21 protein-coding genes are annotated in these 26,260 nt (G+C 70.4%); 2 read left to right on the top strand and 19 right to left on the bottom strand.

The annotated features are described in order from the left end of the window. Window positions 1–34 precede the first annotated feature (34 nt). The 18 genes from ACP59X_RS18515 to ACP59X_RS18430 form a co-directional block, all read right to left on the bottom strand. A complete protein-coding gene (locus ACP59X_RS18515) occupies window positions 35–1,168 on the bottom strand; it encodes a radical SAM protein (RefSeq protein WP_428561254.1) in 1,134 nt (377 codons plus the stop codon). Between the two features lie 59 nt (window positions 1,169–1,227). Beyond that, window positions 1,228–2,172 (bottom strand): radical SAM protein, encoded by a 945-nt coding sequence (locus ACP59X_RS18510; RefSeq protein WP_428561252.1) that lies wholly within the window; start codon window positions 2,170–2,172, stop codon window positions 1,228–1,230. Further along, entirely contained in the window at window positions 2,159–3,223 is a 1,065-nt protein-coding gene (locus tag ACP59X_RS18505) for a geranylgeranyl reductase family protein (protein ID WP_428561250.1), read from the bottom strand. The genes ACP59X_RS18510 and ACP59X_RS18505 overlap by 14 nt, the downstream gene beginning before the upstream one ends. An 8-nt stretch (window positions 3,224–3,231) precedes the next feature. Continuing rightward, entirely contained in the window at window positions 3,232–4,797 is a 1,566-nt protein-coding gene (locus ACP59X_RS18500) for a lipoate--protein ligase family protein (RefSeq protein WP_428561248.1), read from the bottom strand. Window positions 4,798–4,824: 27 nt separating this feature from the next. After that, window positions 4,825–6,012 carry a (Fe-S)-binding protein gene (locus ACP59X_RS18495; RefSeq protein WP_428561246.1) on the bottom strand — a complete coding sequence of 396 codons (1,188 nt, stop codon included), beginning with the start codon at window positions 6,010–6,012 and terminating at the stop codon, window positions 4,825–4,827. A gap of 1 nt (window position 6,013) precedes the next feature. Continuing rightward, window positions 6,014–6,439: a glycine cleavage system protein H gene (locus ACP59X_RS18490; RefSeq protein WP_428561244.1), complete on the bottom strand. Its 426-nt coding sequence runs from the start codon at window positions 6,437–6,439 to the stop codon at window positions 6,014–6,016. Between the two features lie 84 nt (window positions 6,440–6,523). Next, window positions 6,524–8,362 (bottom strand): cytochrome c3 family protein, encoded by a 1,839-nt coding sequence (locus ACP59X_RS18485; RefSeq protein WP_428561242.1) that lies wholly within the window; start codon window positions 8,360–8,362, stop codon window positions 6,524–6,526. 51 nt (window positions 8,363–8,413) lie between these two features. Continuing rightward, complete coding sequence (gene lipA / locus ACP59X_RS18480; RefSeq protein WP_428561239.1) at window positions 8,414–9,976, bottom strand: lipoyl synthase; 1,563 nt, start codon at window positions 9,974–9,976, stop codon at window positions 8,414–8,416. Between the two features lie 147 nt (window positions 9,977–10,123). Continuing rightward, entirely contained in the window at window positions 10,124–11,500 is a 1,377-nt protein-coding gene (gene lpdA / locus ACP59X_RS18475) for a dihydrolipoyl dehydrogenase (RefSeq protein ID WP_428561236.1), read from the bottom strand. A 48-nt stretch (window positions 11,501–11,548) separates the two neighbouring features. Beyond that, on the bottom strand, window positions 11,549–12,901 hold the full coding sequence (locus tag ACP59X_RS18470) for a dihydrolipoamide acetyltransferase family protein (RefSeq protein WP_428561233.1): 1,353 nt from the start codon (window positions 12,899–12,901) through the stop codon (window positions 11,549–11,551). Window positions 12,902–13,053: 152 nt separating this feature from the next. Beyond that, window positions 13,054–13,833: an acetoin reductase gene (locus ACP59X_RS18465; RefSeq protein WP_428561231.1), complete on the bottom strand. Its 780-nt coding sequence runs from the start codon at window positions 13,831–13,833 to the stop codon at window positions 13,054–13,056. Window positions 13,834–14,157: 324 nt separating this feature from the next. Then, window positions 14,158–15,429 carry a phosphomethylpyrimidine synthase ThiC gene (gene thiC, locus ACP59X_RS18460; RefSeq protein WP_428561229.1) on the bottom strand — a complete coding sequence of 424 codons (1,272 nt, stop codon included), beginning with the start codon at window positions 15,427–15,429 and terminating at the stop codon, window positions 14,158–14,160. A gap of 25 nt (window positions 15,430–15,454) precedes the next feature. Beyond that, window positions 15,455–15,760: a DUF6506 family protein gene (locus ACP59X_RS18455; protein ID WP_428561226.1), complete on the bottom strand. Its 306-nt coding sequence runs from the start codon at window positions 15,758–15,760 to the stop codon at window positions 15,455–15,457. Window positions 15,761–15,779: 19 nt separating this feature from the next. Then, window positions 15,780–16,775, bottom strand: coding sequence for an NAD(+)/NADH kinase (locus tag ACP59X_RS18450; RefSeq protein WP_428561224.1), 996 nt, complete (start codon window positions 16,773–16,775; stop codon window positions 15,780–15,782). 125 nt (window positions 16,776–16,900) lie between these two features. Further along, on the bottom strand, window positions 16,901–17,872 hold the full coding sequence (locus ACP59X_RS18445; RefSeq protein WP_428561221.1) for an alpha-ketoacid dehydrogenase subunit beta: 972 nt from the start codon (window positions 17,870–17,872) through the stop codon (window positions 16,901–16,903). Window positions 17,873–17,926: 54 nt separating this feature from the next. After that, a complete protein-coding gene (locus tag ACP59X_RS18440; protein ID WP_428561218.1) occupies window positions 17,927–18,889 on the bottom strand; it encodes a thiamine pyrophosphate-dependent dehydrogenase E1 component subunit alpha in 963 nt (320 codons plus the stop codon). A 14-nt stretch (window positions 18,890–18,903) separates the two neighbouring features. Further along, entirely contained in the window at window positions 18,904–19,329 is a 426-nt protein-coding gene (locus ACP59X_RS18435) for a Lin0512 family protein (protein WP_428561216.1), read from the bottom strand. 29 nt (window positions 19,330–19,358) lie between these two features. Continuing rightward, window positions 19,359–20,585 carry a dihydrolipoamide acetyltransferase family protein gene (locus ACP59X_RS18430; RefSeq protein WP_428561212.1) on the bottom strand — a complete coding sequence of 409 codons (1,227 nt, stop codon included), beginning with the start codon at window positions 20,583–20,585 and terminating at the stop codon, window positions 19,359–19,361. 342 nt (window positions 20,586–20,927) lie between these two features. Here ACP59X_RS18430 and ACP59X_RS18425 point away from each other — a divergent pair, with 342 nt between their 5' ends. Further along, the gene (locus ACP59X_RS18425; protein ID WP_428561210.1) at window positions 20,928–23,033 is read left to right on the top strand and encodes a sigma-54-dependent Fis family transcriptional regulator; all 2,106 of its coding nucleotides are present in this window, start codon (window positions 20,928–20,930) and stop codon (window positions 23,031–23,033) included. A 149-nt stretch (window positions 23,034–23,182) separates the two neighbouring features. On the opposite strand, the gene ACP59X_RS18420 is transcribed toward ACP59X_RS18425, so the two are convergent. Next, on the bottom strand, window positions 23,183–23,512 hold the full coding sequence (locus tag ACP59X_RS18420) for an HdeA/HdeB family chaperone (protein WP_428561207.1): 330 nt from the start codon (window positions 23,510–23,512) through the stop codon (window positions 23,183–23,185). A gap of 570 nt (window positions 23,513–24,082) precedes the next feature. Here ACP59X_RS18420 and ACP59X_RS18415 point away from each other — a divergent pair. Next, window positions 24,083–25,840 (top strand): serine hydrolase, encoded by a 1,758-nt coding sequence (locus tag ACP59X_RS18415; RefSeq protein WP_428561204.1) that lies wholly within the window; start codon window positions 24,083–24,085, stop codon window positions 25,838–25,840. Window positions 25,841–26,260 lie beyond the last annotated feature (420 nt).

Raw genomic sequence — 26,260 nt, 5'->3', positions numbered from 1 at the left:
GTTGCTGGTACGGTTGCGGCGGTGGGCCAAGCCTTCAGGAGGCGCCGGCCGCAGCGGCCGCCTGTTCAGGGGCCAAGGTGGCCGTGTCCCGGGCCTGGCCGGCCGGGTCCGCTTCCATCTGCCGGCGGATGCGCCGGATGTCGTTGCGGTCGGGCTTGAAGGGGTAGTTGCGGATGTCCGGGCCGGGCCGCGAATTGGCGTAGGGCCGGTTGCAGGCGACCTGGCCGTCGTAGCCGGTGCAGCCGCTGGTGCGGAAAGGCTCGCCCGAGGCGGCCACGGCGGCGACGATGTCCTCGGGCAGGCCATAGGACACGATCCGGCCGGCGTCGTCGTAAACGAAGCGCTCGGCCCGGGCCCGGCCGGCGTCGATGAGGTAGCGGGCCAGCTGGACCCGGCGGTACTGGGCCATGGGCGGCTGGGGATGGCCGGCCATGGCCGAGGCCGGCTCGGGGAAAAAGGAGAACAGGTGGGTGTTGCCGCCCATCTCCCGCACCCGGGCCATGGCGGCGCACATCTCCGCCTCGGTCTCGCCCATGCCCACCATGAAATGGGCGCCGGCGAAGCCTCGGCCGAAGGTGTCGATGGCCTGGCCCAGGCGTTGCCAATAGGCGTCCCACTGGTGGGGGCCACCCACGCCGGCGCCCCGGTAGCGGTCGAAAAGCTCCGGGGTGGCCAGGTCGATGGCCACCCCGACCTTGTCCGCGCCGGCCTTTTTGTACGCCGCCAGGTCGTTCCCATCGATGACCGTGGGCGAGACCAGGAGCGACACCGGGATGTCGAAGCTTTGGCGCAGCCGGCGGCAGACCGTTTCCGTGTCCTCCACGCAGCGGCGGTTGGTCAGCATGGAGATGCAGATGCGCTTGACCCTGTCCTGGCGCTTGGCGATGGCCGCGATGATGTCGCCCAGGGCATGGCTGGGCCAGGCGACGCGGATGAAGCTCGTGGCGGCCGCCTCGCCCGGCCGCTTGCCGGACAGGCCGCAGTAGGCGCAGCGGGCGGCGCAGCCCGAAGGGTAGGTCAGCAGCAGGTTGACGCAATATAGGCGCGCGTCGCGGTAGAAAAGCCCGGGGGAAAAGCCCAGGGTCATGGCGGCGGCCAGGCTCAGGCGGAGATAGTCCGGGCTTTCCCGGGGGTGCTCGCGTTGCGTGGCGTGTTGCGACGCTTCCATCGGTATGGGCTCCAGGGGCGCGGTGGCCCCGTCCGGGCGAGGTCCGGCCGGGCCGGCTGTCACCACGGGTTTTCGGTCGGGCCGTGGCGCACCGAACAGCAGGTCCGGCGGTAGTCGACGGCCAGTCCCAGTTCTGCGGCCCGCTGCCGGGCCGCGTCCGAAGGCAGGGCCAGGCGGTTGACGCCGGCTTCCACGGCCAGGATTTCCAGGCGCTCGACGCCCCGGGGCCGGGCGCAGCCCAGGCTCATTTCCGCCCGGGGCAGGCGCAGCCGCGCGGCGATAAGCAGTTCGGCCACGGCCTCGGGCGGCGGGGGGGCCACGGCGGCCATGGGCGTGCCCGGCAGGTTGGCAAGCGACAGGAGGACCACGAGCGGCGGGTCGATGGCGGCCACCATGTCCAGGGCGCGGGCTTCGCCGCGCAGCGCGCCGTAGTGCAGGCCGCAGACGATGTGCGGGATCACGGGCAGGCCGGCCTCGGCCAGGGCGGCCAGGGAAGCCTCCAGGCGGGCCAGCCCGTTGTCCAGGTGGTAGACCTCCCGGTAGGTGTCGTCGCTGCCGATGACATCGACCAGGGCCTGGTCCACGCCGGCCGCCTTGAGGCCCCGGGCCGTCTCCCGGTCGACGAAGCCGCTGTGCACCGAGACGAAAAGCCCGGTTGCGGCCTTTATTTCGGCCAGGGCCGGCAAGAACGCCGCCCAGGGCAGGCTGCCGTCCGGGCCGCAGCCGCCGCTGACCAGTACGCCCAGATGACCGTCCGCCTCCAGGGCGCGGCATTTGTCCACGAGGGCCTGGGGGCTCGTGGCCTTGAGCATGGGCGCCAGGAGCTTGCCCCGGCAGTGGTCGCAGGAAAGCGCGCAGGCCTCGCCGGTGATGGAAACGGCCGGATAGCGGCCCCGGGTCCGGCCGGCCAGGAACATGCCCGGCAGGTGGAAACTGATCCGGCGGCCGTGGTGCTCGAAGGAGCGTTCGCGGGCGGCCTCCAGCCGCGACTTACGCTTCGGCATAATACTCCCGAAACCCCACCCAGCAGCGCCGGATGACGGCGTCCAGCCGCCCCGGGCTGCTTTCCAGGAGCTGTCGCCTCGCGTGGGCCCGGGCGAGGGTTTCGCCGTAGAAGTCGTCCCATTCCTCCTGATAGCCCCCCAGCAGCCCGGTATCGCCGGCCAGGGCCGCCCGGGCCGCCCAGCGGCCGGCCAGCTTGCCGCCCATGACGGCCTGGAAGATGCCGGCCCCGGTGATGGGATGGGTGTGGCCGGCGGCGTCGCCGGCAAGCAGCACGCCGCCGGCAACGACCCGGCGCGGCGCCTCGGCCGGAATCCAGCCGGCGCGGCTCCCCAGCGGTTCGCCGGCGATGCGACCCTTGGCCCGCAGTTCGGCGAAAAGCGCGCGCAGCACGGCCACGATCCCGGGCAGGCCCGGGCCCGGGCGCAGCATGCCCAGGCCCAGGTTGGCCTGTTCGCCCTTGGGGAACAGCCAGGCGTAGCCGCCGTGGAGGCGGTCGTCGAAAAAGACCTCGGTGTGGGTGAGCGGCTTGGCCAGGCGCACCCGGAACTGCACGGCAGGCAGGCAGTGGCGGTTGACCGAGCCGATGGCCCGGCCCACCCGGGAGTGGGGGCCGTCGGCGCCGACGACCACCCGGGCGGTGATGGCCAGCTGCCGGCCGTCCGCGTCCGTGGCCGTCAGGCGCTGGCCGGACAGGGCGGTGGCGGCGGTGCCGAGGAGCAGGCGCGCCCCGGCCTGGCTGGCCGCTTCGGCCAGGGCCTGGTCGAAGCGGTCGCGGTTGATCATGAGCCCCGGGGCGGGCAGTTCCTGGATGAGGCCGCCCTGGAGCCAGGTGCGCATGCCGGCCACTTCCTGGACGACGTAGCCGCGCCCGACGCCGGCCTCGCCCACAAGCGGCGCCGGGATGTATTCGGCGCACTGCACCGGCAGCCCGACCTGGCGCCGGCGCTCGACGAGAAGCACCTCGGCCCCGGCCTTGGCCGCCTCCCGGGCGGCGCACGACCCGGCCGGCCCCGCCCCCACCACCAGCACGTCGCAGCGCAGCGTTTCCATGGCGGTCCTCAGGCCCGGGCCGCGTCCAGCACGGCGGCCAGCAGGCCGAGGTTGAGGTGGGTCTGGCTGGCGAAGCTGCCCTGGTGGGCCTCGTCTTCCTGGCTCAGGTCGTAGCAGGTGGTGTCGTCGATGTTGACCAGGATGCCGGGCAGGCCGGCCTTGGCGAAATCGTCCACGTGCTTGGTGAAAAAGGGCTGGCAGCAGCAGCCGATGAAGGCCTTGGCCCCGTCCCGGCGCAGGGCGGCGAGCTCGTTTAACAGGTCCTCGAAACTGGTGACGCAGACGTTTCGCATGTTGCGCTCCTGGCCCATGGCCCAGGCCTGGCCCACGGTGCATTGGCCGCAGGCCCGGCAGTCCTTGGAAAAGCGCAGGTCGCAGTCCTTGAGCTTGGAGCAGTAGGGCAGCAGCAGGGCCGAGGGCTTGTGGGCGATGACCTCGTCGAAGCTGCCGTTGGTCAGGCTGATCTGGTTGCAGTATTCGAGCGGGATGCCGTGGCGGGCGATGGCGGCCTTTTCCAGGGCCTGGCGTATGGGCTTGCACAGGTCCTCGGCCTCCATGCCCGGGATGGCGATCCGGCCGTCGTCGAAAAAGCCCCGGATGACGCCGCACAGGATGTCGGCGTTAAGCGGCAGGCCGCGCAGGGCCGCTTCCAGGTCAAAAAGCGCCCGGCTGGGAAAGGACAGGAAGTCGCCGGTGATAAAGACGTTTTTCAGCACCTTGCGGGGCAGGTTGACGGCCAGGGTGCAGCGGGCCAGGCCGTTTGGCGACTTGTAGGCGGCCTGGACCACCTCGGTCTTCTCGTATTTCGGGTTGACCAGGTCGATCCACTCCTTCGAGCGGAAATAGGGCAGGCGCTCGGCCAGGAGGCGTTTCTCCTCCGGGGTGAGCCCGGCCGGCTCCAGGCGCACGCCCAGGTGGCGGGCGAAGGCCCGGGCCAGGGCGGCCTTGACCGCGGCCGGCTCCGGGGCGCGCCCCAGTTCCCAGGCCAGGCAGGTCACGCGCTTTTTGACCGAGTCGACCTCCTTGGCCTTGAGCTTTTCCACCGGGATGCGCAGGCTTTTGAGCATGGTTTCGACGTCGAAGTCGGTCAGCAGCGTTCCCTGGAAGAGGAAGGCCCCCTCGTGGTCGGTGCCGCCCGTGCCCGAGAGCTTGCGGCCGGCCACCTCGATGTCGTTGCGGGGGCGGAACCGGGCGTCGATGCCCATGGCCCGCAAGGCCGCGACCACGGGCCGGCACAATTCCCGAAACAGCCGGTCCGTGGGCACCACCAGGTCGAAGAAGGCCTTGTCGCAGATGATTTCCCAGCCGATCTGGCTTTCGTCGAACAACAGGCCCCCGCCGCCGGTGATGCGGCGGTTGATGTCGATGCCGTTGGCCCGGCAGTAGGACACCCGGACCTCCTCGGCCACCGACTGGTGGAAGCCGACCAGCACGGCCCGAGGTGAAAATTGCAGAAACCGCAGGGTGTTGGGCACGTCGGCCCCCTCGCCCTTGAGCTCCAGCAGCACCTCGTCCAGGGCCATGTTCTCCGCCGCCGTCAGGGGCGGCAAATCCAGCAGTCGCCATGTCCGCATGATCGTCCTCCACGCTTGGCCCGCGGGCTAGCCGGCCAGGGCCCGCCGCACCAGCTGGGTCAGGTCCAGTACCTCGATGGCCACCTTGTTGCGCCGGGCATAGGTGGTCATGGTGCGCACGCATTGCTGGCAGGTGGTGACCACGGCTTGCGCCCCCGTGGCCACGGCCTCCTCGACCTTGCGTTTGGCCATGGCCGAGGACAGCTCGGCGTCGAGCATCTCCAGGTTGCCGCCGCCGCCGCAGCACAGGCAGTGCTCGCGGTTGTGGCCCATCTCCACCAGGGTCAGGCCCGGGATGGCCCGAAGGACGGCGCGCGGGGCGTCGAAAACCCGCGCCCCGCGCCCCAGGTCGCAGGGGTCGTGATAGGTCACGGTCATGTCCAAGGGGGCAAGCGGCACCTTGCCGGCGGCCACCAGGTCGGTGAGAAACTGCGAGGCGTGGAAGAGCTCGAAGCGCTGGGGATAGGCCTCGCGCCAGATCTGGTAGCAGGACGGGCAGGTGAAGACGACTTGGCGTGCGCCCTTGGCTGCCACGGCCGCCACGTTGTGGGCGATAAATTCCGGCAGCCCCTCCCCCAGCCCGGCGCCGACCAGCGGAAAGCCGCAGCACCATTCGTCGGCCCCAAGCAACGTGAAATCCACGCTGCTTGCCTGGAAGATCTCGCACAAGGCCACGGGGATCTTCTGGGCCAGGGGGAAATAGGCCCCCACGCAGCCCGTGAAAAAGACCACTTCGGCCGTGTCCTTTTGGAAACCGTCGTCCGGCGGGTCGCGCATGTCGTCGACCCAGTCGGCCCGTTCGGCGTTGTCCTCGGCGAAGACGTTGTGGCTTTCTTCGAGGTTGTCGCGGATCATCTCGATTTTTTTTGGGTTGTTGCCCGTGCGCACGAGTTCTTCCCGCAGCGACAGCCACAGCTCCTTGAGCTCGATGCCCAGGGGGCAGACCTCCTGGCAACTGCCGCACAGCGAGCAGCGAAAGACCGAGGCGCCAAAGGCCTTGATCTCCTCGGGCGTCGGCTCGGGCAGGCGCAAGAGCTTGCGCCACAGGCCGCCCCGGCGCCGCAGCAGGTCCGTAAGGCCCTTCATGCGCCCAAGGGCCGACAGGGAGCCGTCCCGCGTCGCGGCCACGGCCGGACAGACGTCGACGCACAGCCGGCAGGAGGCGCAAGCCGCCATGTCCAGGCGCCGGGCAAGGGGAAAGGCTGTCTGGCTCATGCTAGTCCTGCTTGAATTTCTTGATGTCTTCGGCCAGCCAGGGTTCGAGGACGTCCCGGCCGCCGTGGATGAGGCGACTGAGTTGCCCCGGGTCCTTGGGCCGAATCCGGTACATCCAGCCGGCGCCGTAGCAGTCCTGGTTGATCAGGGCCGGATTGGACTCCAGCTCCTGGTTGACGCCGACGATCTCGCCGTCCACCGGGCCGTAGACCGTGCCCAGCCACTTGCCGGATTCGATCTTGGCGAACTTCTTGCCGGCCACCACGGCCTTGCCCTCGAAGGGCAACTGCACGAACACGATCTGGCCGGCCAGCTTCTCGGCGAAGTCGTCCATGCCCATGACCAGGGTGTCGCCGTCGACGCGGGTCCAGAAGTGGTAGGTGTCGTAGTAGAGTTCCTCGGGCATGTTGTAGCCGGCGATGTCCATAAGCGGCCTCCTTGGCGGCGCGTGGCCTTGCGGTTGTCGGTTTCGCGCCCGCTGCCGCCACAGGGCGGCGCGCGGGCGCGTCGTTTATTGTTCCTTGCCGAGAGCCCGCGCCAGCAGGGCCAGGGGCGCGGTCAGGGCGTGGCGCAGCTGGCTGGCGGGCAGATAGGCCACCACCAGCCCGGTCAGGATGGCGTGGGCGTACCAGAGGGAGCCGTAGATTGCGGTCAGGCCGGCCGGGTCGGCGGCAAAGGCCCGGGACAGGGCGTAGCCCAGGAAGGCCCAGCCCGAGCCGGCCGGCCAGCCGGTCATGGCGATGCGCATCCCTTCCAGCACGAAGCCGACGAGCACCAGGGCGCCAAGCAGAACCAGGGCCGGCCAGTCGCGGCCGGGCAGGCCGGTCACCGGCGCCTCGCCGTCCCGGCGGCGCCGCCAGGACAGGGCAGCCAGGGTAAGGCCGGCCAAAAGGGCCAGGCCGCTTGCGTCGAACACCAGGGCGCCCACGGGGTTGTTCTTGTCCAGGAGCATCCACGGCCACTCGGCCCGGGGAGCCCAGAGCGACCCGAGCAGGCCGGCCAGGCCCCACAGGAAGCGCAGCACGAAGGGGTAGAAGATCAGCGCGTGGATGGCCCAGCGCGATCGCGATTGTCGGTAGAGCCGGCGTTGCAGGAAGATGTCGTAAAGGATCGTGTCGCCGACCCGCGCCCAGTCGATGGGGCGGGCGCCGTGGCCGCCGTGGCCGGCCCCGGGGCTGTCCCCGCCGTGTCCGGTTTCGGGCCGGGAGCCAAGCCCCGCGCCCGAGAACCAGGACACGGCCAAAACGGCCATGCCGGCCAGGAAGACCAGCAGCGACACCTGGTTCGTGGCATCGGCCACGGAGAAGGTGGCGGCGTGGCAGGGCAGGCAGATGACGCCCTTGGCCGGCAGGACCATGGCCGCCGCGCCCAGGGCGTTGCCCGGGACGTGGCAGCGGCGGCAGGAAGCATCACCGGCGGGCAGGGTCATGGCGTGCACGGCCAGCTGCCCCGGGGCGGCCTTGCCCAGCCTGGCGACGATCGTTCCCGTGGCCGCGTCCTTGACGGGCGTCGTCCCGGAGAGGTGGCAGGCCTCGCAGGTGACGCTTTGGTGGGCGTCGTGGATCGTCTTCTCGTCGTGGCGGGCGTGGCAGGTGGCGCAGGCGGCGCGTTGCTGCCGGTCGTGGGGGAAGCGGGCGCCGTCGGCGTGGCAGTCCAGGCACGACAACGTCTTGTGCGTGGCGGCGGCCAGTGTGGCCCTGTCCATGGTGGGCATCGCCGGCAGGCTGGCCGCGACCTGGGGCCCGGTGACGCCGTGGCAGGCCAGGCACAGCTTGTCCGTGGCCTCGCGGCGGCCGGGCTCGCCCGGGGCGGTCAGCCGGTGGCAGGAAAGACAGGCCGCGTCTTCCTTGGCCGGGGCCGGCAGGGACGGGCGCGCCTCGTGGCAGGCGCCGCACTGGGCCGTCACGGGCTTGGCCGGGTCGAAGCCGGCCGGGAGCTTGGAAGCCGGTTGCGTGTGCGGGTCGTGGCAGCCCAGGCATAGGCCGTAGTCTTGGCCGGGGGCCAGGGGCTTGCCGGCGTGGACGCCCTTTTCCAGATCGCCGCCGACGTCGGCGTGGCAGCCCAGGCACTGGTCGGCCTTGAAGAAGGCGGCCAGGGGCTTGGTGACGTCGGCCGGGTCGGGATGGCCGGCGCCCGGGGCGATGTCGCCATGGCAGCCGGCGCAGCCCAGGCTCCCGTGGGCCGAGGCATGGAAGCGGGCCTGGTCGATCAGCCAGGAAGCCCGGGCCGTGCCCGGCCAAAGCCAGGCGCACAGGGCGGCCAGACAGGCCAGGCCGGCCAGGAGCGGCCCGGCACGCCGGCTGGTGGCTCTGGCTGCCCGGCGGGGGGAAATCGTGTCGTCGACGTGCATGCGTCCGATCCTTTTGTGACGGCGGGCTGGCGTTGCCGCGCCGCCGGGTTGTCAGGCGACCCGCGCCCGGTCGGTTGCCGTCGGCCGAGGCCGCAGCATGGCCTCGGCCCGGTAGGAACTGCGCACCAGCGGCCCGGCCGCGACGTTGTCGAAGCCCATGGCCCGGGCCGCGTCCGCCCAGGCGGCGAAGGCGGCCGGCGTGACGTAGCGGTCGACGGGGGCGTGGGCGGGGGTCGGGGCGAGGTATTGGCCCAGGGTCAGCTGGCGGCAGCCGGCGGCGCGCAGGTCGCCGAGGGTCGCGGCGATCTCGGCGTCCGTTTCGCCAAGCCCGAGCATGAGCCCGGATTTGACGGCGAGCCCGGCGGCGACCGCCCGGCCCAGGATGGCCAGGGACAGGGCGTAGTCCGCCTTGGGGCGCACCGTGGGAAACAGGCGGCGCACGGTCTCGATGTTGTGGTTGAACACATCGGGACGGGCCTGGCGGACCGTGTCCAGGGCTTGCGGGCTGCCGGCGAAATCGGGCACGAGCACTTCCACGCTGGTGTCCGGGCAGCGGGCCCGGATGGCGGCGATGGTGCGGGCGAAGTGGCCGGCCCCGCCGTCGGGCAGGTCGTCGCGGGTGACCGAGGTGACCACGGCGTGGCGCAGGCCAAGAGCGGCCACGGCCCGGGCCACGCGCTCGGGCTCGCCGGGGTCGCACGGCCGGGGCAGGCCCTTTTCCACGGCGCAGTAGCGGCAGCCGCGCGTGCAGACCGTGCCCAGGATCAGGAAGGTGGCCGTGCCCCGGTTGAAGCATTCGCCGAGGTTGGGGCAGTTGGCCTCCTGGCAGACCGTGCCAAGGCGCAAGTCGGCAAGCAGGGCCTCCATGCGGCCGGCCGGGGCCGGATCGGGGGCCGGAACCCGCAGCCAGCCCGGCCGGGCGGCCGGGCGCATGTGCGGGTCCGGGTAGCCGAAGGCCGCGCGAAATTCCCGCAGGTAGTGCGCCGCGACCTCGTCCATGTCCAGCTCGCGGCCCAGCAGCTCCCGCAGCGAGGTCATGCGTTCCCCGGCGTAGCCGCAGGGGTTGATGCGCGAAAACCAGCCGAGGTCCGTATTCACGTTCAGCGCCAGGCCGTGGAAGGTCACCCATTTGCGCACGGCCAGGCCGATGCTCGCGACCTTGGCCCCGCCGACCCACACCCCCGGGCCGCGCAGGCCGAGCTCGGCCGAAAGGCCGTAGGCGGCCAGCACCGCCGCCGCCACGTCGAGCATGCGCCGCAGGTAGGCGTGCAGGTCCTTTTCGCGCAGCTTGAGGATGGGGTAGGCCACGAGCTGGCCCGGGCCGTGGAAGGTGGCCCGGCCGCCGCGTTCCGTGCGGCAAACGGCCACGCCTTCCCGGTCAAGCCGGGCCGCATCGGCCACGACGTCGTCCTCGCCGCCGGCCGTGCCCAGGGTGATGACCGGCGGATGCTCCAGGAGCAGGAGCCGGTCCGGCGCCTGGTCGGCGATGCGTTCGGCCAAAAGCCGCCGCTGGAGGGCCAGGGCCTCGTCGTAGGGGACAAGGCCGGGTCGCAGCACCTCGAGGCTTGGGGCCTCGGCGGCGTCATCGGCTCTCGCGGTTGCGCGTTCGGGCATGCTTCGGTCCTTGCGGCGGCCGGCCGCGCCCCGCGCGGCCGATCGGGGCGCGGCGGGCGTTGGTTTGTTTCAGGCGGAAACCGTGGAGGCCCTGGAGGTCGAGGCCTCCACCGGTTTCCGGGGTGCCCGGGCGGTTCGTGGGGTCCGTCACGAACGTTTGGGCAGGTACAGGGCCCAGCCGGCGGCGTCCCGGGCGGCGTCGACCACGGTCTCGCAGAAGGCCGGGTGGACGCGGATGCCGCGGGCCAGCTCGGCCACGGTACATTCGAGCTGCATGGCCAGCACCGCCTCGCCGATGGTTTCGGTGGCCGCGCCGCCGACGATGTGCGCGCCGAGGATCTCGCCGGTGTCGGCGTCGGTGACGATTTTGACCGCCCCGTCCACCTCGCCGCGCAGCATGGCGTAGCCGTTGATGGAATAGGGGAAGCCGCCGACCTCGACATTGAAGCCCCGCTTCTCGGCCTCTTCCTCGGTCAGGCCCACCGCGCCCATCTGCGGCACGGTCCACAGGGCCCGGGTCACCAGGTGGGCGGCGTACTTGCCGCCCTGGCCCAGGCAGTTCTCGGCGGCGCACACGGCCATGGACGAGGCGCCGTGGCTGAGCATGCGCCCGCCGGTGGCGTCGCCGATGGCGTAGACCGTGGGTACGGAGGTGCGCAGGCGCTCGTCCACGGCGATGCCGCCGTCGTCCTGGCGTTTGATGCCCAAAGCCTCGAGGCCCAGGCCCTCGACGTTGGGCTTGCGCGTGGAGACGAGCACCTTGGCCACTTCCACGGTCTGCTCCTTGCCGTTGGCGGAAAGCAGGCAGGCAAAGCCGTCGCCGGCCGGGGTAACCGAGGCCAGGGCCTGGCGGGTGAGGATCGTGACGCCGCGTTCGCGCAGGGACTGGGCGATGCGCTGGCTTGTGTCCTGGTCCTCGGCCGGCAGGATGCGGGGCGAGGGCACGGCGATGGTGACCTTGGCTCCAAAGACGGCCAGCAGGTAGGCCAGCTCCACGCCGATGTAGCCCGGGTCGGTGACCAGGACCGAGGCCGGGATGGCCGTGGCTTCCAGGAGTTCGTCGCTGGTCCAGGCCGCTTGCGCCAGGCCCGGCACGTCGGGCACGGCCAGGGAGCTGCCCGTGGCGATGATGATGTTTTTGCCGGCAACGACCTGGCCGTCGACCAGGACTTCGGTGCCGCTTTGCAGCGTGCCCCGGCCGCGGATGACGTCCACGCCGTTATTTTGCAGCAGGGCTTCCATGCCCATGCGGATGTCGCTCGACACGCCGTTTTTGCGGTCCGTGATGGCGGTCAGGTCGAGGGCATCGACCGAGGCCTTGATGCCGAATTCGCCGGCCTTGCGGGTCTGGTCCAGGATGGCGGCGGCGTGCAGCCAGATCTTGCTCGGGATGCAGCCCCGGTTGACGCAGGTGCCGCCCATCTGGCCGCCTTCGATAAGCGCGACCTTGCCGCCCAGTTGCGCGGCCCTGATGGCCCCCGCGTAGCCGCCCGAGCCGCCGCCGATCACAATCACGTCATACATGCCTGTCACCTCGTAGGTTTTCTCCCCGGCCTTGGCGGGGAAGCTGGCTTAGAACAAAATGAGCGAGGGCTGCTCCACGTACTGGCACAACAGCTTCAGGAATTCCCCGGCCGGGGCGCCGTCGATGACCCGGTGGTCGAAGGTGAGGCTCAGGCCCATCATGGAGCGGATAACGATCGCGCCCTGGCGGACCACCGGCTTTTCCACCACCCGGCCCACGCCCAGGATGCCCGTCTCGGTGGGCTTGAGGATGGGGGTGAAAAAATCCACCGGCGAGCGGCCCATGTTGGAGATGGTGAAGGTGCCGCCGGCCAGGTCGTCGGCGCTAAGCGCCCCGGTGCGGGCTTTGCCGGCGATTTCCCGGGCCTCGCGGGCGATCGTGGTCAGGCTTTTCTTGTGGGCGGCGCGCAGCACCGGCACGATGAGCCCGCCCTCAATGGCCACGGCCACGCCCATGTTGACGTCGGCGTGGATATGGATGTCGTCCCCGACCTGGGTCGCGTTCATCATCGGGAAGCGCGTCAGCGCCCGGGAGGTGGCCAGGATCAGGATGTCATTCAAAGAGACCTTGAACGACGGATCCTTCTTGTGCATGGCCCGCACGGTGGCCAGGAAGGCCAGGCTTTCGGTGGCGTCGACTTCCGTAATGAGCGTCAACTGGGCCGCCTGGGCCAGGCTGGCCGCCATGTTGTCGGCGATGGCCCGGCGCAGGCCGGTCATGGGCACCACGGTCACGCCCGCCGTCGCGTCCGGGACTGCCGTAGCCCCGTCCGCCGCGGCCGCTTCGGGATGGAGCGCCCGTTCCACGTCCTCGCGGGTGATCTTGCCGCGCTCGCCCGTGCCGGTGACGGTGCGGATGTCGAGGCCGGCCTTGGCGGCGATGACCGCGGCCAGGGGGGTGATTTTCGGGAGTTTCGAGGCGGCCTCGTGGTGGGCGGCGACGTCCTCTTCCTTGATGCGCCCGCCGGGGCCGGTCCCGGCCACGGCGGCCAGGTCGACGCCCAGTTCCCGGGCCAGGCGCTTGGCGGCCGGGGAGGCGATGATTTCCTTGGGCGCGGCCGGGGGGGCGGCCGTGGCCGTCGTTGTCGCCTTGGCCGCCTTGGCCCCGCCGCCGGCCGGGGCCTCGCCGGCCTGGCCGGCTTCGAGGCGCTCGGGGGTTTCCCCCGGCGAGGCGATGACCCCGAGCACCAGCCCCACCGGCACCGTGGCGCCGGCCGGCACGACGATCTGGTAGAGGATGCCGTCCTCGGGGGCCTCCACGGTGTTGGTGATCTTGTCCGTCTCGACCTCGAAGAGGGCCTCGCCCTTTGTGACCGCGTCCCCCTCGGCCTTGAGCCACTTCGAGACCTTGCCGGTCTTCATGGTCAGGCCCAGTTTCGGCATCGCAACCGTTACGCTCACTGCCTTGTTCCTCCGCGTGCTTGATGTGTCCGGGTTGTGGCCGGCATTCGATCCTTTGTTGCCCGCGCCCTGCCTGGCCGGGGGGCGTGGCCCTGGGCCGACCGGCCGTGGGGCCGGGGCAGGACGCGGGCTCGTGCGCTCGCGATCCGGCCTCAGCGGTAGACCATGCCGCCGTCGATGAGCACGGCCTGGCCGGTCATGTAGTCGGAATCCGGCCCGGCGAGGTACGACACCAGGGCGGCCACGTCGGCCGGGGTTTCGGGCCGGCCCAGGGCGATGCCGGCGCAGTACTTGTGATAGGTTTCCTTGGGCGCGGCGCCGGTGACTTTCTGGAAGCCCTTGTCGATGCCGTCCCACATGTCGGTGTCCACCACGCCCGGGCAGTAGGCGTTGACCGTGATGCCGGCGGCGGCGTACTCGCGGGCGGCGGCCTGGGTCAGGCCGCGCACGGCGAATTTCGTGGCCGAGTAGGCGCCAATGAGCGCGAAGCCGTCGTGGCCGGCGATGGACGAGGCGCTGATGATCTTGCCTTTCTGCTTTCTGGCCAGGAGCTTGGCGGCGGCGGCCTGGATGCCCCAGAGCACGCCGAAGACGTTGATCTGGAAGATCCGTTCGACTTCCTCGGGCGTGACGTCGGCCAGGGCCTTGACCTGGGCGATGCCGGCGTTGTTGACCATGATGTCGAAGCCGCCGAGCGTCGCCTCGGCGTGGTCGATGGCGGCGTAGACCTGCCCCCGGTCGGAGACGTCGGCGGCAAAGACGGTGGCCTTGCGGCCGAGGCCTTCGATTTCCTTGGCCACGGCGGCCAACTTGTCTTCCTTGAGGTCGACGAGGGCGATATTCGCGCCGTCGGCGGCCAGGCGCAATGCAATGCCGCGACCGATGCCCTGGGCGGAACCGGTGACCAGTGCGACTTTTCCGTCAATAGCCATCGTGAATGCTCCTTGGTATTGAGGTTTATTGCCTTATGCCTGGGAGGACCGGATATGTTGCTTGACGCGGACCGCCGCTGTTTCCCTGTCGCCCGCTGTCCTGCAGGCGATCCGTCGGCCAGGTCCGCAGCATAAATAGCAAGGGACATGCCAGGCCTCGGGCGCGGCGTTTTTCCTGGCGATCCATGGCCGACCGGCCCTGGGGGCGGGCGGCCGTGCCCGGTCGGGGGCGCGGCGGCTGTTCGCCTTCGCGACAGTGTTCGGCAAGCGAACACCCGCCGGGCCATCCCCGGCCGCGACCCGGGCCGAAAGCGGGGCGGGCCCTCACAGCCCGTCCTGCATGCGCACGGCGCAGAACTTGCCGCACATGGCGCATTCCTTTTGATGGCTGAACTGCCGGCGGCGTTCCCGCACCAGGGCCGGGTCGATGGCCAGCGCGGCCATGGCCTCCCAGTCCAGGGCCTTGCGCGCCCGGGACATGTCGCGGTTTCGGGAAACGGCCCGCTCCCGGCCCCGGGCGGTCTCGGCGGCCTGGGCGGCGATGCGCGAGGCCATGATGCCCTGGCGCACGTCGTCGGCGCAGGGCAGCGTCAGGTGCTCGGCCGGGGTGACGTAGCACAGGAAGTCCGCGCCGAAGGTCCCGGCCAGGGCGCCGCCGATGGCCGCGCCGATGTGGTCGTAGCCCGGGGCGCAGTCCGTGGTCAGCGGCCCCAGGACGTAGAGCGGCGCGTTGGCCGTCAGGCGCTTGATGCACTGGATGTGGGCGGCGACGAGGTTAAGCGGCACATGGCCCGGGCCTTCGATCATGACCTGCACTCCCCGGGCCCTGGCCCGGCGGGCCAGCCGGCCCAGCTCGATGACCTCCTCCCACTGGGCGGCGTCGCCGGCGTCGGCCCCGGCCCCGGGCCGCAGGCCGTCGCCGAGGCTTAAGACCACGTTGCGCGCCCGGGCGATGTCCAGGATGTCGTCGAAGCGGGCGTAAAAGGGGTTTTCCCGGCCGTTGCGGCGCATCCAGCGGGCCAGGATGGCGCCGCCCCGGGAGACGATGCCCGTTAGGCGCTCCTCTTCCCGGGACAGGTCCACGGCCCGGGCCGTCACGCCGCAGTGCACGGTCATGAAGTCCACGCCCTGGGCGGCCTGCTTTTCGATCTCGGACAGGATCTCGTCCTCGGTCATGCCGGCCGGGTCGGCCTCGGCGGCGATGTAGCGGTTGGCCACGGCGTAGACCGGCACGGTGCCAAGCGGCAGGACAGTGGCGTCCAGCATGCCCCGGCGGATGGCGTCCAGGTCGCCGGCCGTGGACAGGTCCATGACCGTGTCCGCGCCGGCCGTTTCGCAGATGCGCAGCTTCCCGCGCTCCAGGGCCGCATCGTCCAGGAAGGGCGAGGTGCCGATGTTGGCGTTGACCTTGATGGCGGCCGGCTGGCCGATGAGCGTCGGGCGCACGCCGGCGTGGCCGGGGTTGGCCAGCACGGTCATGGTGCCGGCGGCCACGGCCGCCGCGACGCTGTCCGGGGACAGGTCCTCGGCGGCGGCCATGGCCTCGAGCTGGCCGTCCAGGACGGCGCGCAGGCTCGCATTGGGTGTGAAAACCATGGGAATCCTTTGCGAAGGCGCGCCGTTAGAACAGGGCGTCGCCGCTGACGTTGCCGAGCCCGGGATGGATGTCGAAGCGCACCACGCCCACCGGCACCGGCACGGCGGCGGCGATGCGGGCCGTGCCGGCGTTGCCGAAGCCGCCGCACAGTTCGATGGCGGCGATGCCCTCGTTGTCCACGAGTTCCTTGGCCAGGGCCTCGGCCTGGGCGTAGTTGGCCACGCCGACGGTAAGCAGGTGGACCTTGGGCGTGCGGGCCCAGGCCCGGTGGACGGCCGGATCGGCCTCGGGGGCGATGAAGATGAAGGCGGCCTTGAGGATGGTGTCCATGGGGTTCTCCTTGCGGGGTTCAGGCGGGTTGGCCGGAAACGAACAGGCCGGCCCGGCGGGCCAGTTCCATGACCCGGCGGACGTCCACGACAAAGGGGCCGGAAGTGGTCAGGCGCACGGCGGCGCGCACGCCGCGCGCAACCGACACCTCGCGTTCGCCGTCCACGGCCAGCAGGCACGGGGCCAGGGAGACGGGCTGGGCCTGGCCGGGCAGCATGTCCCGGGCGGCCCGGACGCCCACCCGGGCGAAGCGGCCCGGGGCGATGGCGGCCGTGACCGTGGTTTGGCCGTCCGGGGCCAATTCCAGGGCCAGGCCGCGCGGCTCGTCGGGTTCGATGTGGGCCAGCTGGCCGCCGATGGCCGACAGGCCGATGGCGTCGGCCCGGCAGCGCGACAGGAATAGCCGGGGCACCTTGTCCAGGTCCCAGACCGCCCGCGAGGCCGTGAAGACGTCGTCGTAGACGGCCACGTCCACCAGGGCGATGTCGACCGGGGCGTCGTCAAGGAGCACTTCGAGCATGGTCGCCCGGTGGCAGGTCGCCTCCAGGGGGAAGCGGCCCGTGGCCACGATGCCGGCGGCCAGGCCGGCCACGGTGGCCTCGACCATGACCGGGAAGACGTTGTTGGTGCCCGTGGACAGGGGCAGGATGGGGGTTATTATGGAGCCCTTGCAGGCGGCCCGGCTGGTGCCGTCGCCGCCCAGGGCCACCATGACCCCGGCGCCCAGGGCCTCGGCGATGCCGGCCGCGACGATGGTGTCCTGCTGGCTGTTGGTCAGGGGCATTTCGATGGGCGTGCACTCCAGGGCCGGGGCGATGGCCTCCAGGGCCCGGGGCACGATGCCGTAGGCGTCGGGCATGTAGAGCACGCGCCCGACCCCGGCCGCCTCCAGGCCCAAAAGGAGCCGGCGCGTCAGGCGGACCTTCTCCTGGTTGTCGAAGACGCTGCCGTGGGCCACCAGCCGCCGGATGTCCTTGCCCGAGGCCGGATTGGCCAGGATCGCCGCTGTGTGCACGTTCGCTCCTTGGGACGGTTTGGGGCCGGGCCGGCGGTTTTGGCGGCGGGCCCGGAGGGCGCCGACGGCGGCCAGGCACCGCCGGGCCCGGCCCGGGCGCCGCCGCGTGTCGCCGGCCGGTCGGCCTAGGAAATGGCCTTGATCGCGGCCACGATGTCGTCGGCGTTGGGTATCCAGGCCTTTTCCAGGGGCGGCGTGAAGGGGATGGGCGAGAAGGGCGCGGCCACGCGCCTCACCGGCGCGTCCAGGTAGTCCAGGGCCTTTTCCGCTACCTGGGCCACGATCTCGGCGCCCGGGCCGGCGAAGCCCACGGCCTCGTGGGCCACCACCAGCCGGTGGGTCTTTTTGACCGAGGCGATGATGGTGTCCATGTCCAGGGGCTGGACGGTGCGCGGGTCCACGACCTCGACGCTGATGCCGTCGCCGGCCAGGGCCTCGGCCGCGGCCAGGGCGGCCTGGACCATGGAGGCCGTGGCCACCACGGTCACGTCCGCGCCCTCGCGCTTGATGTCGGCCTGGCCGAAGGGCACGGTGTAGGGCTCGTCGGGCACCTCGCCCTCCAGGCCGTAGAGCATCTTGTGTTCGAGAAAGACCACCGGGTTGTCGTCGCGGATGGCGCTGATCAGCAGCCCCTTGGCGTCGTAGGGCGTGGCCGGGATGGCCACCTTGAGGCCGGGGATGTGCATGAACCAGGCTTCCAAGGACTGGGAGTGCTGGGCGGCGGCGCCCACGCCCGCGCCCTGGGGCATGCGCAGGGTCATGGGCACCTTGGCCTTGCCGCCGAACATGAAGCGCATCTTGGCCGCCTGGTTGAACAGCTGGTCCAGGGCCACGCCGATGAAATCCACGAACATGAGCTCGGCGATGGGCCGCAGGCCGCTGGCCGCCGCGCCGGCCGCCGCGCCCACGATGACGCTTTCGGTGATGGGCGTGTCGATGACCCGGGCTTCGCCGAAGCGGTCGAACAGGCCTTGGGTGACGCCGAAACAGCCGCCGAATTGGCCGACGTCCTCGCCCAGGATGAAGACGTTCTCGTCGCGTTCCATCTCCTGGCGCATGGCTTCGTTGAGGGCCTGGAGGTAGGTTTTCTTCGCCATGGTGTGTCTCCGTTGCGTTTGTCGTTGCGGGTTGCGGCGATTTGGGCCGGCGGGCTAGGCGTAGACGTCGTCGAGGAGTTCGGCCGCCTCGGGGTAGGGGCTGGCTTCGGCGAAGGCCACGGCCGCCTCGATGTCGCTTTTGATGGCGGCCACGATGGCGTCGAGCTCGTCCTGGCTGGCGATGCCGGCCTCGACGAGCTTTTTGGCGAAACGGGGGATGGGGTCCTTGGCCAGCCACTCGTTGAGTTCCTCGACGCAACGGTAGGAGCAGGCGTCGCCTTCGAAGTGGCCGCGCCAGCGGTAGGTCTTGCATTCGATCAGCGACGGGCCCTCGCCCTTGCGCGCCCGCTTGACCGCTTCGGAGACGGCCTCGAACACGGCCAGGACGTCGTTGCCGTCCACCACCACGCCGGGCATGTCGTAGGCGGCGGCCCGGTCGGCGATGTCGGTGACGGCCATGGACTTGCACTGGGGACAGGAAATGCCGTAGCCGTTGTTTTCGTTGACGAAAACGAGCGGCAGCTTCCAGGCGCTGGCCAGGTTCAGGGACTCCTGGGTGGTGCCCTGGTTGGAGGCGCCGTCGCCGAAGAAGCACACGGTCACGTGGTCGGTCTTCTTGTATTTCTGGGCAAAGGCCGAGCCGCAGGCCAGGGGGCCGCCGGCGCCGACGATGCCGTTGGCGCCGAGGATGCCGAGGTCGAAGTCGGCGATGTGCATGGAGCCGCCCTTGCCCTTGCAGTAGCCGGTCTTGCGGCCGTAGATCTCGGCCATCATGCTTCTCAGGTCGCCGCCCTTGGCCAGGCAGTGGCCGTGGCCGCGGTGGGTGCTGGTGATGCTGTCGGCCGTGGTCAGGGCGGCGCAGGCGCCGGTGGCCACGGCCTCCTCGCCGAGGTAGAGGTGCACGAAGCCCGGGATCTTGCCGGCGGCGAAGAATTCCTGCAGCTTGGTTTCGAACTCCCGGATCTTGTTCATGGTGGAAAACATGGCAAGCAAGGTCTTCTTGTCGGGACTTTTCATCGCATTCACCTCCGTTATGGGTTTCCCGCGAGGCACTCGCGGGAAGTGGTTGCGGATGGGGTTTCCTGGTGGCCGTCGGGTTCGTCCACGGACACGGTGACCCCGGCGCAGGCCACGACGATGTCGCTGACCCCGGGGCCGAAGCAGGGTACTTCGAGGCCGGCCAGGCGCAGGCCGCCGGGGTGGACGGCCACGGACTTCTCACCGATGGGGATGGCGGCCAGGACCTGCTGCCGATCCACGGCCCCGGGGTCGGGCACGCCGAGGTCGGCATGGACGAATACCCCCTCGAAGCCGCCGCGGCCGTGGACCTCCACCAGGCCGCACAGGCAGCTGCGCGACACGGCGTCGCGCACTGCCCGGACACAGGCCTTGGTCATGTCCGCGCCGTGCAGGTCGGCGCCGAAACCGAGCTCGATGACGAATCGCTTGCGGGCCATGGCAACCTCCCTTGGGCACCGGGGCCGGGCTAGACGAGCATGCGCACCGGCTGTTCCAGCATGTCCGCCAGCTCGCGCAAAAAGGTCATGGCCGGGCCGCCGTCCGTGACCATGTGGTTGAAGGTCAGCGACAGGGTCATGAACTTGCGCGGACAGACCGCGCCCTGGTGGATGCCGGGCTTGTCCACCACCCGGCCCACGCCCAGGATGCCGGTCTCGGGCGGGTTGAGGATGGGGGTGAAGCCGTCCACGCCGAGCATGCTGACGTTGGAGATGGTGAAGGTGCCGCCGCTGATCTCGTCCATGGACAGGCCGCCCTTGCGGGCCCGGCCGGCGGCGTCGCGCACCTTGGCCTTGAGCTCCTCCAAGCCGTAGGTGTCGGCCCCCTTGACGTTGGGCACGATCAGCCCGTCGGGCAGCGACACGGCGATGCCCAGGTTGACGTGGTCGTGGAGGTGGATGCCGTCGTCGGCCAGGGTGGAATTCATGATGGGGTGTTTCAAAAGCGCCCGGCACACGGCGTAGGCGATGATGTCGTTGTAGGACAGGCGGTAGCCGGCATCGTGCTTGTTGCGGGCGAGCATGACCTCGCGCAGGGCGACCATGTCCGTGACGTCGGCCTCGACGAAGACCGTCAGCTGGGCGGCTTGTTGCAGGCTGGCCTGCATGTTTTCGGCGATCAGGCGCCGGATGCCCTCCATGGGCAGGATGGTGCCGGCCCGGGGGGCGCCCGGGGTGGCGGTCGGGGCGGGCGCCGGGGCTGGCGTCGCGGCCGGGGCCGGCGCCGGGGGCTTCGCGGCCGCGGCGCGCACGTCTTTTTCCGTGACGGCCCCGTCCGGGCCGGTGCCGGCGACGGTGGCCAAGTCGATGGCCAGTTCCTTGGCCAGCCGTTTGGCGGCGGGCATGGCGCGCACGGCTCCCGTGGGGCCGGCCTTGGCCGGGGCGGCGGGGGCGGCCGCCTGACCGGTGGGCGCGGCGGCCGCGGCGGCGCCGGCCGGGAGGCGCTGGGGCGTTTCGCCGGCATCGGCGAGAAGCCCGATGACCTGCATGACCGGGACGACCTCCCCGGCCGGGGCCACGATCTGGAAGAGCACGCCCGAGGCCGGGGCTTCCACCACGTTGGTGATCTTGTCCGTCTCCACTTCGAGCAGCGGCTGGCCGGCCTGGACGGTGTCGCCCTCGGCCGCCAGCCAGCGGGCTATCTTCCCGGTTTTCATGGTCAAGCCCCATTTGGGCATAAGGACCTGATGCGCCATTGCGGCTCCTCCTCGCGTTTCATGCATGGTACTGGCCCGGCGCCCGTACCGGCGCTGGCCGTGGGGCCGGGCCGTTGCATGGAAGATGCGGGAAACTTGCAACACAAGTGCCAGGGCGGTATGTAGTTGAATTGATGCTGTAATCGAGTGAAATTCGTCTTGGCGGGCCGGAATCTGTTCAGAATTGGAACAAGACGTGCTATGAGGGGCGCACCAACGCAGGAAGTGGGGTCGCGGCAGTCCCCGCGTCGGGGAGGTGTTCGAAAATGGAACACTTTTCCTGTCCGCAACATCCGTGCTAAGGCGGGATGACGCTCGGCAAACGGCAGCCCGGGAGGCAACGTGTACACCTTGCAAAGAACGGGAGAACTTTTCGAGATCCGCGAGGAGGCGCTCGGCGCCGGGGTGGAGAAGCGCAAGGGGCAAGCCCTCTGGCGCGAGGGCTCGTCCTGGGCGCCGGCGGCCCGGCGGCCCCTGTACGACCAGTGGAAGAGCTTCGTGGAAACGGGCCAGATGCGGGGGCCCAAGCCGGGCGCCCTGCTGCTCGATTCCTGGAAGCGCTGCCGGGACATGGCCGTCGACCCCTCGCCGCGCAGCTGCTGGGACTTCACGCCGGTGGCCCAGCTCGAACCCTTCGCCTCCCACCTGCGCGAACTGACCCGGGACATCGAGAAAAAGACCTACAAGGCCATCCAGGGCAAGAACCTGCTGATCACCATGACCGACGCCAAGGGCCGGGTGGTGCGCACCTGCGGCGACCGGGAGACCCTGCTCGAGGCCGAGAAGCTCAATTTCGGCCCCGGCGCCAACTGGGCCGAATCGAGCGTGGGCACCAACGCCATCGGCACGGCCCTGATCGCCGGCCGGCCCGTCCAGATCTACGGCGAGGAGCACTACTGCCGCAGCCACCACGCCTGGAACTGCTGCGCCGCCCCGGTCTTCGACCCCCACGGCAACCTCTGGGGCGCCTTCGACATCTCCGGGCCGGTGTCCTCGGACTTCTCCCAGACTTTTCCCCTGGTGCTTTCGGCCACCCGGGAGATCGAGCGGCTGCTTTTTGGCACCTATCTGGCCGACGTCGAGATCAAGTCGCGCTCCCTGGTTTCGGCGGTCTTCGACGCCGTGCTCACGGGCGTCATGACCGTGGACGAGTGCGGCCGCATCACCCACGCCAACCAGGCCGCCGAGGCCCTGCTCGGCCAGGAGGCCGGGGGGCTTCGCGGCCAGCGGGCCGACGCCTACCTGGGCTTCGGCCGCTACCTGGCCCGCCAGAAGGAGGACCCGGCCTGCGCCGAGCCCATGACGCTTTCCTGCCAGGTCAACCCGCGCCTGACCGTGCGGGCCTCGCCGGTGCATGCCTTTGTCGGCCCGGTCAAGCACACCATCGTCACCCTGGTCGAATCCCACGCCGTGCATCCCACGCCGCGTCGCGAACGGCCCGGGGACCAGGACAGCGGCCCGGCGGCCCGGCAGTTCGGCGGCGTCCTCTACCGCGCCCCGGCCATGGGCCAGGCCGTCCAGAGGGCCAGGCAAGCCGCCCAGACCCCGTCCACGGTCCTTTTGTGCGGCGAGACGGGCACGGGCAAGGAGCTGTTCGCCAGGGCCATCCACGAGGCCGGCCCCCGGGCCGCCGGCCCGTTCGTGGCCGTCAACTGCGGGGCGCTCCCCAAGGAGCTCGTGCAAAGCGAGCTGTTCGGTTATCGGGGCGGGGCGTTTACCGGCGCCGTGAACAAAGGCCGCACCGGCAAGTTCGAGGAGGCCGACAAGGGCACCCTGTTCCTGGACGAGATCTCCGAAATGCCCCTGGAGATGCAGGTCAACCTGCTGCGGCCCCTGGAGGAGCGCAGCGTGGTGCGCCTGGGCGGCAGCCAGGCCAGGCCGGTGGACGTCAAGGTCGTGGTGGCCACCAACCGCGACCTGGCCGAGCTGGTGGCCAAGGGGAGCTTCCGGGCGGACCTCTATTACCGGATCAACGTGGTGCGCATCGACATTCCGCCCTTGCGCCAGCGGCCCCAGGACGTGCCGCTTTTAGCCGAGCACCACGCCCGGAGGCTGTGCCGGGAGTTCCGGCTGCCCTACGCCGGCATCGACCCGGCCGCCCTGGAGCTGCTGGCCGGCCACAGCTGGCCGGGCAACGTGCGCGAACTGCTCAACTGCCTGGAATACGCCGTCAATGTCATGGAGGAGGGGATCATCCGGCCCGAGCACCTGCCGTCGCTTCCGGGCGGTGGGCAGCCGTCCCTGCCGGACGCGGCCCGGGGCGGGGAGGCGGCCCGGGGCGGGGAGGCGGCCGGCACCGCCTTCAAGCTCGAAAACGTGGCCGCCGAGACCATCCGCGAGGCCCTGTCCCACCACGGCGGCAACGTCAGCCACACGGCCAGGGCGCTGGGCATCGGCCGCAACACCCTTTACGCCAAGATGCGCAAGTACGGCATCTATAGCTATTGATACTGCAACCCGTCGTGACCGGAGCGGGTTTCGCGCCCCGGCCGCGACGGGCTTGGTGGGAAATCCGTCGTGGCATCGATGGCCCGACGGGCTCTCGTCGCCTGCGGTGGCGCCAGGGGGGTACTCTTGGCGCCGCTTCGCCCGCGGGATCAGTTGATGCCGACTTCCTTGGCCACCTCCAGCACCTTGCGGCCGGGCTTCTGGGCGCATCCCTCCATGAGGGTGGTGCTGAAGGACTCGAGGTTTTTCCAGGACAGCTTGGTGTCGCCGGACACGCCGCTTAAGTAGCCGTCCAGCCACATCAGGATGATGCCTGCCGACTCCTCGTCGCTGGCGGCGATTTCGGCGATGAACTCCTTGCAGGTGACGGCCCCGAAATCGATATCCTGGGGCTGTTGCTGTTTCTTGGCGGCAACCGGGGTGGCGGCGATGAGGACCAGCAGGGCGGTTGCGGCGAGGGGCCGGAAAATCGGTTTCATACGTGCTCCGCGTGTTGAGGATGCGTGCGTCCGGGGGCGCCTGCGGCGCCGCGCGGCCATGGCGCCGGGCGGGCGAAGGCGGGGCCTGGTCAACAACCCCGACCGGCGCGGAGGGCGCTCACGCCGGCCGGGGGTACGGCTTGAGGCAACGACGTGCCCGTATACCGTGGAAATGCTGCGGACGTCCATGGGAAACAGTAACAGCCGCAACAACGCCAAAGGTGCCTTGGAAGTGGTTCAGGCTCAGGCGACGCGCTGGCGACGCCTATACCAGTCCCGGCTGGAGGCAATGCCCGCCGCAGGTGTGCGGGAGGCTGGCTTTGTATGTATTTCATGATATGGCAGGTACGGGCCGACAGCGTCATGTCTGGACACAACGAGGTCATGCCTTCAGGGAAGGTGCGTTCTGCCGGTGTCGCTCAATTGTTAATTGCTGCAAGTCCGTTGCGCATGGCCAGTGCGCCGTATCGGTAGTGTGGCATATTGCAACGCTCCCCGTTTTCGAATAGTTTCGCAAAAAAGTGCTCCCTGTGACAGGCATGCGACCTGAGAACTGCAGGAGGGATGGCCATGACACCATGCTCGGTTCGCGGCGGACGAGGAGCGGGAATCGCCTGGTGCCTCCTGGCCCTGGTCGCGGTCGTGTGCCCCGGCCCGGCCTGGGCCGACTGGCTGTCCGAGCTGGAAACCTACGCCCTGGCCCGGATGCAGGACTACGCCTCGCCCGGCATGGCCATCGTCATCGTGCAAAACGACCAGGTCCTCCTGGCCAAGGGCTACGGCCAGCGCACGGCCGGGGAGCCTGGGGCGGTGGACGCCGACACCGTCTTTCTCCTGGGTTCCACCAGCAAGGCCTTCTGCGCCGCCCAGCTCGCCGTCCTGGCCGAGGCCGGCCGTATCGGCTGGCACGACACCGTGCGCGGCCACCTGCCCGATTTCCGGCTCTATGACGCCGCGGTGTCCGAGCGCTTCCAGGTGGAGGACATGCTCTCCCACCGCAGCGGCCTGCCCATGTACGCCCTGACGATGATGGAGATTCTGGATTACCCCACGGCGGACCGGGTGCGCGGCGTGCGCTTCGTCGCGCCCGTGACCAGCTTTCGCACCACGTTCGCCTACCAAAACGTCCTGTACACGACGGCGTCGCAACTGGTCGAAGCCGTGACCGGCCTGCCCTGGCGGGAACATCTGGCCCGGAGCATCTTCGCGCCCCTGGGCATGACCCGCAGCGTGGCCAGCCAGGCGGACGTCGACGCCCTGGACAACGTGGCCGTGGGCCATCTGCGGCTCGCCAACGACAGCCTGTGGCCCATCCCGGCGGACTGGTTCTGGAACGAGACCCAGGACCGGGCCATGGCCGCGGCGGCCGTGCGCACCACGGCCAACGACCTGGGCCGGTGGCTGCGCTTTTTCCTGGCCGAAGGGCGCATCGACGGCAAGCGGGTCCTCTCCCCGGACACGATCCATTACCTGCTGGCCCCCAAGGTGCTGGTCAGCCCCTGGGAGCATGGGACCGGCTCGCCCCACGCCGGTCCTGTCTCCTACTGCGCCGGCTGGATGCGCTACGACCTGTCGCCCCAGCCGTTTCTTTTCCACGAGGGCGGGGCCATGGGTTCGGGCAGCGCCGTCGGCTTCGCGCCCGGGGCCGGCGTCGGCATCGCCGTGCTGTCCAACGTCCTGGCCGGCGACGGCCTGGCCACGGATGTCGTCTGGAAGTTCTACGACCTCTTTTTCGCCGCCGGCGGCACGGCCGGCGCCTCGGCCCAGGCCCCAACCGAAGCCGTGGCTGCCGGCGCGCCAGCCCACACCGGGGCGGCCGCCACCCCAGCCCAAACCGTGGCTGCCGGCGCGCCAGCCCACACCGGAGCGGCCGGCGCGCCAGCCCAGGCCGGCCCGGCCGGCCCGGCCGGCCCGCCGCCGGGCGGCGCAACCGGCCGGGCCGGTACGGGCACGACCGTGCCCGGCCTGCCGCTGGCCCGCGCGGCCACGGCCGTGCCCGACCTGCCCCTGGCCCGCTACTGCGGCCGCTACGGCAATCCGGCCTACGGGCTGTTCGCGGTGCACCTGGCCGGGGACCACCTGGAGATCGTCATGGGGCCCAGGCACTGGCGGGCCCGGCTTCAACCCGAGGGCGGCAACGCCTTCACGGCCGTTTTGCCCGGCTATCCCGAGGGCTTCGAGATGACTATTCCCATGACCTTTGCCTTTCCCGCAGACGGGCCGGCGGTGTTGACCACGGGGCCCATCCTCCACGACCCGGCCGAGACGTTCCCCGGCATCGGGCCGGACCTGTCCGGGCAACTGCTGTTGCTGCGCAACGGCGACTGATCCGGCCTTCCCGCCGCCCCGGCATACGGGCGTCTTGGTGGCCGGCGGTGGTGTGTACCCTTGCATTGTCGCGGCCATGGCCGGTCAGGAAGCGTTGCTTTGGCCGGCTCTCCGGCCGGGCCGGCGGCGGAGCCTTTCCGCCGGCCCGAAGCCGCGGCCACGGGCCGGCGGGTGTGCCTTGGTGTCGCCGGCCAAGGGGGGTGGCGCCGGCGCTGTGCGGGCGATCTTTTGTTCGCCGGACGTGGCCATTGTGAGGTGGCACGCCAAACATCGTTACATTTCTTTTAACAAATGATCAGATGATTGCCTCGACAACGACTGTTGCCGAGGCGATTTTTTCGCGTGTTTTGGGCGGAAATATTTTTTATCCATATAAAATTTAATGTATTTATTTTGGATGTCGTCCGGGCGAGGTATGCA

The organism is Solidesulfovibrio sp. DCME (assembly GCF_049995385.1).
Classification (GTDB): domain Bacteria; phylum Desulfobacterota; class Desulfovibrionia; order Desulfovibrionales; family Desulfovibrionaceae; genus Solidesulfovibrio.
Note: the sequence above shows the minus strand (reverse complement) of the source record. Positions and strands in the feature narration are given on the sequence as shown.